9 protein-coding genes are annotated in these 11708 nt (G+C 36.5%); 1 reads left to right on the forward strand and 8 read right to left on the reverse strand.

Annotated features, from left to right (window positions below):
- From CPHY_RS16930 to CPHY_RS16955, 6 genes are all read right to left on the reverse strand, one after another.
- The gene (locus CPHY_RS16930; RefSeq protein ID WP_012201271.1) at positions 1 to 1392 is read right to left on the reverse strand and encodes an ABC transporter permease; all 1392 of its coding nucleotides are present in this window, start codon (positions 1390 to 1392) and stop codon (positions 1 to 3) included.
- Entirely contained in the window at positions 1385 to 2947 is a 1563-nt protein-coding gene (locus CPHY_RS16935; protein WP_012201272.1) for an ABC transporter ATP-binding protein, read from the reverse strand. Before CPHY_RS16935 ends, CPHY_RS16930 begins: the two co-directional genes overlap by 8 nt.
- Positions 2948 to 3178: 231 nt before the next feature.
- Positions 3179 to 4348, reverse strand: a complete 1170-nt coding sequence (locus CPHY_RS16940; protein WP_012201273.1) for a BMP family lipoprotein — start codon at positions 4346 to 4348, stop codon at positions 3179 to 3181.
- Between the two features lie 477 nt (positions 4349 to 4825).
- On the reverse strand, positions 4826 to 5083 hold the full coding sequence (locus CPHY_RS16945) for a hypothetical protein (RefSeq protein ID WP_012201274.1): 258 nt from the start codon (positions 5081 to 5083) through the stop codon (positions 4826 to 4828).
- Positions 5084 to 5101: 18 nt separating this feature from the next.
- A complete protein-coding gene (locus CPHY_RS16950; protein WP_012201275.1) occupies positions 5102 to 5776 on the reverse strand; it encodes an LbetaH domain-containing protein in 675 nt (224 codons plus the stop codon).
- A gap of 106 nt (positions 5777 to 5882) precedes the next feature.
- Positions 5883 to 8030 carry a DNA topoisomerase gene (locus CPHY_RS16955; RefSeq protein ID WP_041703756.1) on the reverse strand — a complete coding sequence of 716 codons (2148 nt, stop codon included), beginning with the start codon at positions 8028 to 8030 and terminating at the stop codon, positions 5883 to 5885.
- A 503-nt stretch (positions 8031 to 8533) separates the two neighbouring features.
- Between CPHY_RS16955 and CPHY_RS16960 the strand changes: the two genes are divergently transcribed.
- Positions 8534 to 9172: a lactate utilization protein gene (locus CPHY_RS16960; protein ID WP_012201277.1), complete on the forward strand. Its 639-nt coding sequence runs from the start codon at positions 8534 to 8536 to the stop codon at positions 9170 to 9172.
- 170 nt (positions 9173 to 9342) lie between these two features.
- Here CPHY_RS16960 and glyA read toward each other — a convergent pair whose 3' ends face one another.
- Positions 9343 to 10581, reverse strand: a complete 1239-nt coding sequence (glyA, locus tag CPHY_RS16965) for a serine hydroxymethyltransferase (protein WP_012201278.1) — start codon at positions 10579 to 10581, stop codon at positions 9343 to 9345.
- A gap of 230 nt (positions 10582 to 10811) precedes the next feature.
- Entirely contained in the window at positions 10812 to 11690 is an 879-nt protein-coding gene (locus tag CPHY_RS16970) for a DegV family protein (protein WP_012201279.1), read from the reverse strand.
- Positions 11691 to 11708: the final 18 nt, after the last annotated feature.

An 11708-nucleotide genomic window follows, 5' to 3' on the forward strand; every position in this document is an offset into this window, starting at 1 on the left:
TTACTTATCCTCCTTTTCTGAGGTTGTATCTTCCAGATTTAGACCTTCTGATAGAACATCTTTCAAATCTGATTCCTCGGTATATTTAATGTTATCTATATTTTCTGTTTCCACTGTATCCTCTGTGTTTTCTTTACTCTTTGAATCTTCTGTACTTTCCGTACTCTCTGAATTCTCTGCGTTTTCTATATTACCTATTTCCTCTGAATCCATGAAACCTAATGTTTTTTCATCCTTATCTACTGTAGATTTTTCATCTAAAGCAACTTCTACCTTTTTAGCTTGACTAATTTCTACAGGCTTTTGATTGCTCTTCTCCTTTTTACGCTTAAAGAATGCCACTACCATATGATTCATTAACATAGCAAATGCTGAGAAGTAGATAATAACCGAAATTACAATATCAATAATCTCTGGTTTATATCCATATAGTGCAGTTAACGTACCACCACGCTGTATATGAGAGATAAAAATGGCAGAAAAAATAATACCAATAGGACTTGAATTACCAAGTAAAGCTACAGCAATACCGTTAAATCCAGTCGCTGCGATAACATTAATTGGTTCATAAGTCATACTACTTCCTGCGATAGTAGAAGGAGCCAAGATACTAAAAGCTCCACCAAGACCTGCTAGTGCACCAGCGATTACCATTGTAAGTACAATGTTTTTCTTACCATTCATTCCGGCATAATCACTTGCATACTTGTTATATCCAGTTGCTTTTAACTCATAACCAAATGTAGTTTTATTTAATACAATATACAATAGAATCGCTATCCCAATTGCCATATAGATAGACACATTAACGCTACTTCCCTTAATACCTAAGGATGGAATCTGTGCAGACGCCGGAAGATATTCTGTTCTTGCCATAGTCGAAACATACATCTTAGATTTTCCCATGATTAGCATATCAACTAAGAACATACCAATGTAGTTAAACATGATGGAAGTTATTACTTCATTTACATTTAAGAATGCCTTAAATAATCCAGGTATAACACCCCATAACATACCTCCCACCATACCTGCTAGTATACATACAAACCAGTGAATATTAGCAGGCAAGTCCCACATAAATCCAACATAGAGTGAAAAATACATTCCCATCGTAAATTGGCCAGATGCACCGATATTAAATAACCCCATCTTAAAGGCAAATCCAACCGCTAAACCAGTCATTAAGATAGGCGTTGCAAAATAAAATACATCTCCAATACGCTTTAATCCACCCGTTAATACCATATGAAAACCGTCAATTGCATTGGCTGGACTAGCAGAAAGCATAATAAAAAATCCGAATATTAAACCTAATACTATGGCAAGCAGCGCCGAAGTAAAGGCTGAAAAGCTTTTTGTTTTGGTTATATTACCTAATTTCTTATTCATTGGCGCTTGATTCCTCCTTCTTCTTTGGTGTCACATTCATACGTTTGGCACCAGACATATAAAGACCAAGTTCCTCTACTGTTGTAGTCTTAGGATTAAGCTCGCCAACAATTTCACCTTCATACATAACCAAGATACGATCACTTACATTCATTACTTCTTCAAGCTCTAAAGATACCAATAAAACCGCCTTGTTCGCATCTCTTCTTGCTACCAGTTGCTTATGTATATATTCAATCGCACCGACATCAAGTCCGCGGGTTGGCTGAACAGCAACTAGAAGTTCATGTTGTTTGTCAATCTCACGAGCGATGATCGCTTTTTGCTGATTACCGCCTGACATACTACGTGCAATTGTGATCGGTCCCTGACCACTTCTGACATCGTATTGTTTAATCAGTTTGTCTGCATATTGGCGAATTGCATGCTTCCGTATAAAACCTTTTTTCTGGAAAGCTGGTTCCCAATAACGTTGCAATACCATATTTTCTTCCAGGGTATACTCAAGAACCAACCCATGCTTGTGGCGGTCTTCTGGAATATGGCTCATTCCTGTTTTCGATCTTGTTCTAATATTCGCCTTGGTGATGTCTTTTCCGCACAATGTGACGTTACCGCCAGACATTTTATCTAATCCTGTCAATGCGGAAACAAACTCTGTCTGTCCATTACCATCAATACCAGCCAGACAAACAATTTCACCTGCACGAACATCAAAGGATACATTCTTTACTGCATTATTTTTATGAATTTTAGATGGTACTGTAACATCACGTACCGATAACACAACCTCAGCAGGTGTTGCCTCGTCTTTCTCAACTGAAAAACTGATATCTCGTCCAACCATCATCCTTGATAATTCCTCTTTGGTTGTATCCTTAATATCAACAGTTCCTATATATTTACCTTTACGCAAAACTGAGCAACGGTCAGCCACCGCCATAATCTCATTTAGCTTATGAGTGATGAATAAGATGGATTTTCCTTCTTTCGCAAAGCCTCGCATTATTTCCATAAGTTCGTCGATTTCCTGTGGGGTCAATACCGCCGTAGGCTCATCAAATATTAAAATCTCATTATCTCGGTAGAGCATCTTTAAAATCTCTACACGCTGTTGCATTCCAACTGAAATACTTTCTACTACTGCGTCTGGGTTAACTTTAAGCCCATATTGCTCACATAGGCTCAATACTTTTTTTCTTGCTTCCTTTTTCTCGAGAAAGCCCATCGTATTAGGTTCTACACCTAAGATAATATTTTCTAGAACAGTAAAAATTTCCACCAGCTTAAAGTGCTGATGAACCATACCAATACCATATGCATTGGCGTCATTTGGGTTATTAATCTTAATTAATTGGCCATTCTTTCTAATTTCGCCTTTTTCCGCCTGATATAAACCAAATAACACACTCATAAGAGTTGATTTCCCAGCACCGTTTTCTCCAAGCAGTGCATGAATCTCTCCCTTTTTTAGGCGGAGTGTGATATCATCATTTGCTATAATTCCAGGGAACTCCTTTGTGATATGGAGCATCTCAATAATATAGTCTTCCACAATAACCCTCTTTCCTATTGTTTATTGTCGGAGCAACTTAGCGCTCTATCCTTTACAATTAAAAGTACGTTTCGCGAACTTTTAATTGTCGTGAATAAGGGGGAACGGCTCTCGCCCTTCCCCCCCAATGGTTTATTTTATTCCTTGTGAGGTACATGATTTTAAGTTTTCTTCTATGTTCCTCAATATAATAATCCCTCTATATCTTATAATATAAAGTTATCATAGTTACTATCTAGTAGTTACCACAACTTTTGTAAGAGATAAACCGTCTGTAAGTTCCTTTGCAGTAGCAATACCATTTGCATCTTCTACTGTAATCTCACGGATAGGATCAACAGTTCCATCTACTAAAGTCTTAAATACTGCTTCATAATCAGCTTTTTTAAATGTGTTGAAACGGTCAAAAGCATCTGCCTTATCATCACCAATAACAGCGGTAGGAAGACCAACGCCATCATTAACAGCGTTAAAGTAAGTTGTTTTACCACCATAAGTATCCCAGCTGTTAGAGTCATAAATCGATTTAAGAACTGCAACTACAGATGCACCAAGACCTTTTGTTGCAGAAGTCATAACAGTATCACTATCATATCTTTGGTCTACGTCTACACCGATAACTTTAGTGTTTGCTTCTGTTGCAGCGGACATAACACTCTTACCTACAGAACCACCACAAGCAAAGATTACTTGAGCGCCTTCTTGATAAATAGATTTCGCCATATTTTTATTCGTATCAGTATCTAAAAAGTCACCAGTATAATGGTATGTAACAGAAACAGCACCATCTGCAAGACCTAATTCTTTTGCAGCATTTTCAGCACCCTGTAAATAACCATAACCGAAAGCACGAACCGCTGGTACTGCCATACCACCCATGAAACCAAGTTTTGTCATGCCATCTTTTACAGCAGCATAGCCTGCAAGATATCCAGACTCTTCTTCTGCATATAATACGCTGGCAACGTTTGATTTAGTTTCAAAAGTTGCATAATCTGCGGTATGAGGAGCTCCATCAAGTAAGATGAACTTAACATCTGGATACTTTGTCTGAGCTTCGAATACTGCTACTTCAAATAAGAAACCAGGTGTTACGACAACTTTAGCACCACCTGCTATAGCTAAATCAATTGCTGCTAGATAACCTGCATCAGATGCCTCTTCTGGCTTATAGTATTTGTGAGAATACTTCTTTCCTGCAAATTCCTCTACGCCTTCCCAAGAACCTTGGTTAAAGGACTTGTCATCAATGTTACCTTTGTCTGTAATCAGAGCGATTTCAAATCCATTGCTACCACCTGATCCTGTTCCAGCACCAGTCTCAGCGTCTTTCTTACCACAACCTGCTAATAAGGAACAAGTCATAACAAGTACTAAAGCTGTTGATAAAATTTTTCTCATATATGTTTCCTCCCAAATATAATTTGACGTATATCCTGTCTTCTTCATTATACATCTTTTTATATAAATTTCAACTGTTCTACCATATTTTGAAGACAAACAGTGTATAAATTATAGGGTTATAATTCCTAATTTATCTGATAATTCATTGTAAATTCACATATCTTGAATGACTTATATTGGAAAAGTACAATGTGTCTTTCTCATGTACCTTTTTTGTGCATTTCTAATAAAATATAGACACAAAAAAGCACTTCATTTATCTATTTTTTTAGACTATAAAATGGTTTAACAAAGCATTTTTTTACTAAAGTAGACTACGAAGATTGGTTATATTAATAGAAAGAGATAACTTACTACATCAACACATCTGAATGTAAGTTATCTCTTCTTGTTATATCAATTTACCAGCTTATCTATGTCCCGATAAACATATTTATAAGATTACCTAAGTTTTCTAAGTGATAGGCTATTTATCTATTCATCAAAATCTGCATGATATACCTTATCACTCACATGAATATCAATATAAGATAAGTTAAACTCTTCTTCCATTACATCTACTTTATACTCGAAAAAACAGTTCTCCGTTTTCTTTGACATAAAAATATATGTTCCTGGTTCTTTTTCTTCAATTTCATCGCATATCTCATTATATATCTCATAACCATCAATTTCGCCTGGATATCCACAAGCTTTTATCTTCTCTTCAATCATATCATAAAATTCCTGCATGATTAAAACCTCCATTTCTTACACTTCGTCCTGCTTTTTAGCAATCTCTCCAGCCTTTTTATATATACTATGTTCTGGAATATATCCTCGCACAGAGGAAAGTGGATATATATTCGTCTCTCTACCAATAACGGTACCTGGGTTTAGTACACTACCGCACCCAATCTCTACCATATCTCCTAGGATAGCACCCATCTTCTTTAAGCCAGTTGGATATTTTTCGTTTTGAAATCGTACTGTAACTAATGTCTTATCCGATTTTACATTCGAAGTAATAGCACCAGCTCCCATATGTGATTTATAACCAAGAACTGAGTCCCCAACATAGTTATAGTGTGGAACTTGAACTTTATTAAATAACACAACATTCTTAAGCTCTGTAGAATTTCCAACAACTGCACCCTCGCCAACAATAATGTTTCCACGAAGATAAGCACAGTGACGAATTTCTGCGTTCTTATCAATAATACAAGGGCCATGAATATCAGCCGAACGTGCTACTGTAGCAGACTTTGCAATCCATATATTATCCCCAATTCTATCATATTCCTGGGCTGGTAAGGTTTCTCCAAGTTTTTTAATAAAAGATCCAATATTAGGTAAAACTTCCCATGGATAAATTACACCCTGGAATAAATCCGTTGCAATTGTTTGTGTCAAATCAAATAAACTTTGTATCTCTAATTCAATCATATAACCTTGTATGATGTATTTGCACCTAAATACATCGATACGCTCCTTTCTTCTCAACTTTGTTTTAATCAATATCAGCAATGTAGACTTTTTATATAACCCACGCCTACTTTTTATAGTTTTGTGCGACTTGTTCAAAGTATGGTATTAATAGATTCGCGTTATTGACTCCCTTCACGCCTTCGGTCATACGCCCTACAAACCCCTCCAGTTTTGCAATATACTCGTCTTTCGTAATAGTTCCATCTGATACCATCGTAAGCCCCTTTTCCCAGCTTGCGGTAAGCTCCGCATTGAGTAAAGACCGAATAGAAACATTCACAACATCATAAATTAATTCACCCATTAAAGCAGGGGTCATAATCTGTGTTTTCTTGTTTAGAGAGAGGTAATTTATCTTAACAAGTTTGTTTAATATTTCAGCTCTTGTTGCACTTGTTCCAATACCGCTTCCTTTTATCTGAGCACGCAATTCTTCGTCATCAATTAACTGTCCTGCATTTTCCATCGCAAGAATTAGTGAACCAGAATTATAGCGTTTTGGAGGAGCCGTTTCTCCTTCTTTAATTGTAAAATTACGAACTGGTAGTTTCATCCCTTTTTTCAGACTCTTAATAACCTCAAAGAACGTCGCATCATAATCTTTCTCTTCCTCAGTCTCCTCATCAGAGCCTTTCTCTTTTCCGTCAGCCTCTGTCTTAGTGGATGTTTTTGCAGATCCATCCGTATCTTGCATTGCGGTATTCGTATTTCCTTGATAGCCTGCAACCTTTAAATATCCTTCTTCAATTAAAACACGGAAACTTGAAAAAAAGCTTTCCGTATCAATCTTCGTTGTTATTGCTATCTTTTGATAAACTGCTGGTGGATAAAAGATACTTAAGAATCGTTTCACAATTGACACATATACTCTCTTTGCAGTCGGAGATAGGGAAGACAATGCTCCAAACCCTTGACCGGTTGGTATAATTGCATAGTGATCGGTGATCTGTTTGTCATTCACATAACGAGTCTTTGCTATGTTTTTATACGAACCAAGAGCTAAGACTTCTTCCGCAAATGGTTGAAATTGTGAAAGAGCAGTTAATCCCTTGATATTTTTATAGATTTCTTTTGAGACTGCGGTGGATAAAACCCTGGCATCCGTTCTTGGGTATGTTACAAGCTTCTTTTCATATAGCTCCTGAGTATATTTTAATGTTTCATCCGGACTAATCTTAAAAAGCTTAGAACATTCATTCTGAAGTTCTGCAAGGTTAAAAAGAAGAGGTGGATTCTTATTTTCCTTCTTTTTCTCCATGCTTACGATTTCAGCCACCAATTGCTTAGACTCTTCATCCTGCTTTAATTTTGCAAGGTAACTGTTTTTATTATTATTCTCAATTCTTGTTTCATATTCCGATTCATAGCCAGTAAGCATCGTAATTAATTTCTCTGCTTCTTGTTTCTCACGAAATCCGTTCTCTTTATATAGTAATGGAGATAGATAATACTTTGACCCTTCTACCGCTTTAAATTCTCCGTCAAAGGTTCTATCCGAAGTTTCTAATGTCAGCATGACACGGTAAAATGGAGTTTTCACAAATTCACGTATTTCACGCTCTCTTCTAACTACCATTCCAAGAACGCAAGTCATAACACGTCCTACTGCTATCGCAGAATGTTTTTCGTTTTTGAGAAAATTATTTACGGTATAACCATATTTTAGTGATAGCACACGAGAAAAATTGATTCCCATTAAGTAATCTTCTTGTGCCCTTAGATAAGCTGATGATGAAAGGTTATCGTAATCAGATAGAGGCTTTGCTTCACGAATACCTCTTAAGATTTCTTCCTCTGTTTGAGAGTCTATCCATACTCTTCGTTTTTCTTTATTCTTTGGTACCTTTGCCATCTGGTCTACCAAACGATAAATGTACTCTCCTTCTCGTCCAGAGTCAGTACAGACATATATTTTATCAACATCAGAACGATTTAACAGCCCCTTTACCACCTGAAACTGTTTACTAACCGATGGAATAACCTCATATTTAAACTCCTTTGGTAAAAACGGAATCGTTTGCAGTGACCATTTTTTTAAAGCAGGATCATAGCTTTCTGGATAGCTCATTGTTACAAGATGCCCAACACACCAAGTTACTATACTATCTTCAGATTCCATATACCCATCAGACTTTCTAAAATTTGATTTTAGTGCTTTTGCAAATTCCTGAGCCACACTTGGTTTCTCAGAGATATATAAGCTTTTACCCATGAATTTTCCAACTTTCATTGTTTACTGGCACAAATGTTTTCTTTGTGTTTCACAAATGTTTTCCTTGTCTCACAAATGCTTTCCTTCACAAATGCTTTCCTTGTCTCACAAATGCTTTCCTTGTCTCACAAATGCTTTCCTTGTGATTCACAAGTACTTCTTACTCTTGTGCTCTTCCAAATGTCCTGTATTTCATTGTAGCATAATCCGAAACGTTTGTGAAGTTGAAAGACAAGTGCCATTTTTGTGCATTTTTTCCTATCCTGCGCCGCTTATTTGCATAAAGTGTAAGATAAATCTTTCACTCTTGAAAACATGCCTGCTCATTAGGCTGTGTCAAACTAGTATGAAGTTTTAGAATTACTTAGGCGGCGTCTTTTGGCACCTTAGAAATTCTCTTCATACTTCCTTTATTTTCGTTGCAACTTACAGGAAAGTTATGTAGAATAAGAAACAAGAAAATATCATGTACTTGAGTTTAAGTAAGGAAAGGATGGTTCTCTATGTCTTCACCGAAAAAGCAATACTATGAAAATCTTGCAGATAGTTTGATTGAGAAATTTAATCAACGTGGAATTGAAGGATATTACTGTGATAACAAAGAAGAAGCCTTGACAGTAGCCAAGCGTTTTTTAACTCCTGGCTGTTCTGTTAGCTGGGGTGGTTCCATGACCCTAGATGAAATCGGATTACTCGATGAATTTCATAACTCTGACTACATAATCTATGATCGTAATAAGGCTAAAACTCCAGAAGAACGCTCTGAACTTTATGGTAAGATCGTAACAGCAGACTACTACTTTATGAGCTCCAACGCCATTACACTGGATGGAAAACTTGTTAATATTGATGGTAGTGGTAACCGCGTAGCATGCTTAATTACCGGACCTAAAAATGTCATTGTGATTGCAGGAATGAACAAAATTGTTACTGACGAAGCTACTGCAATGGAACGTGTTAGAAATATGGCCGCTCCACCAAATGCTATAAGATTAAATAAGAAAACCCCATGTGCAGAACTCGGACGATGCGCTAACTGTCTCGTTCCGGATTGTATATGCAGTAGTATTGTTATTACAAGACGTTCCCATATCCCATACCGTCTCAAAGTTATACTAATAGGTGAAGAGTTAGGATATTAATAATTGTGATTGATGAATTAGATTTTAAATAGTAAATGTAGAATTAGATTTTAAATAGTGATTGCAGAATTAATATATAAAAAACGTAAGCTCTATCGTGAAGAACTAAACTTCAAGTTGGAGCTTACGTTTTTTCTATGAGAAGTTTTTGTTATAGAATTTCTTTTATTTTAATATAGCGGATACGCATCCGTTAACATCTTAACCAAAGCTTTTGCCTGTTCCTTGTTTTTATCTACATCTTTAACTACAAGTGAAATTGCTTCTGCAACAACAGCCATATCTTTTTCATTAAAGCCTCTTGTAGTAATAGCAGGTGTACCAAGACGGATTCCGCTTGTTACAAATGGAGAAGCTGGATCATTTGGAACAGTATTCTTATTACAAGTAATGTTAGCTTCATCTAAAATATGTTCTGCCTCTTTTCCTGTAATGTTCATATTCTGTAAGTCAATTAACATTAAGTGGTTGTCGGTACCTCCAGATACCAAGTTAAATCCACGTGCTGTTAACTCATTTGCTAATGCCCCCGCATTGGAGATGATTTTCCCAGCATAATCTTTGAAGCTATCATCTAGTGCTTCTTTAAAACAGATAGCTTTTGCAGCAATTACATGCATTAACGGTCCCCCTTGAGTTCCTGGGAATATGGACTTATTAAGCTTATGCTCTTCGGCAAACTCTTCACTAGATAAAATCATACCGCCTCTAGGACCACGTAATGTCTTATGAGTCGTTGTAGTTGTAACGTGCGCATATGGTATTGGTGATTGATGATAACCAGCAGCTACTAATCCAGCAATATGTGCCATATCAACCATCAAGTATGCACCTACTAAGTCAGCAATTTCACGGAAACGTTTAAAGTCAATCTTTCTAGCATAAGCAGAAGCTCCAGCTACGATTAATTTTGGCTTACATTCCTTTGCTATTTTCTCTACCTCTTCATAGTCGATAAAACCATTGTCATCCACACCATATGGTACAATATTAAAGTAAGAACCGGAGAAGTTTACTGGGCTACCGTGAGTTAAGTGCCCACCATGTGCAAGATTCATACCCATAACTGTATCTCCTGGCTGTAATAAAGCGAAGAATACTGCCATATTCGCCTGTGCACCAGAGTGAGGCTGAACATTGGCGTAAGTACAACCAAATAACTTCTTTGCTCTCTCGATCGCTAAATTCTCAGCTATATCAACAAATTCGCATCCGCCATAATATCTTTTTCCTGGATATCCTTCTGCGTATTTATTTGTTAGTGGGCTACCCATTGCAGCCATAACTGCCTTACTAACAAAATTCTCTGATGCTATCAATTCAATATGATCGTTCTGTCTTGCGATTTCCATTGTGATACTATCCGCTAATTCTGGATCAAATACTTTTATATCTTCAAATGAATACATATCTCCTTATCCTTTCCGATGTTTTTATTACTTGCCATTATAGCATAACCAATTTGTAATGAAAAGAAATTCAAAAAAGTCTTTTATTATTTTATCTTATAAGATTAATTAAAAAGTGTAGATAATAGGAATCTTTACCGAAGTAACTGCCTCAATTCCCCTTATCTACACTTATTATGAACTATACAGATGTGTGATTCTACTTTTCTCCATCCGAACTTGTCCCTATATTAAAATTTATAATTTTCACCAACAAATGTCATCGCGCACATTCCTGCACCTGTGTGCGTCCCAATGACAGGGCCTATATTGGTAATTAAGTAATCTTTCACTAATCCTCGCTCTGTTAGGATATCAGCTAAAGCCTTTGCATAATCTGGGCAAGCTGCATGACCGATAATCACTGTTTGATTTTTCGTATCGATACCATCCTCTTCAAGGCGATTTACTAAGTATTCTAATGCCTTTTTGTTACCTCTTACCTTTGAAACAACCAATAATTTTCCTTCTTTATCCATACTTAATACTGGACAAATGCGAAGTGCTGTTCCTACCATAGCTTCTAAAGAATTTAGACGACCACCTCTTTTTAAATGGTGTAAGTCTTCTACCATGAACCAATGGCAACACTTTCTCTTGATATCTTCCACAAAGTTAGCTACTTCTTCTAACGATTTACCTTTTTGTCTTTCTTTTGCTGCTAGATAAACAAGCAATCCCTCTCCAATGGAGGCACATAAGGAATCAATACAGATTATTTTCCTGTCAGGATATTTTTCTTTTAACCCTTCTGACATCAACCTGCCTGTGTTATAAGTACCACTTAATCCTGAGGAAAATGCAATATATAAAACATCTTTTCCACTTTCTAAGAATGGAGTTAAATAATTTTCAAACACTACAGGATTAATCTGGCTAGTTACCGAATCTTCACCTGCTTTTAATCGTTTATAAAAATCTTCACAACTTAATTCTCTTTCATCTGGAAAGTGTGTATACGGTGTATCACCTAGGTGGAAATCCATAGGGATAATGTGTACATCCAACTCATTTACGATGTCCTGTACTAAATCCAACGTTACATCACTCACTATACAATAATCTGCCATAAACTTCTCCTTAACTCT

This window comes from Lachnoclostridium phytofermentans ISDg, assembly GCF_000018685.1.
Lineage (GTDB): Bacteria > Bacillota > Clostridia > Lachnospirales > Lachnospiraceae > Lachnoclostridium > Lachnoclostridium phytofermentans.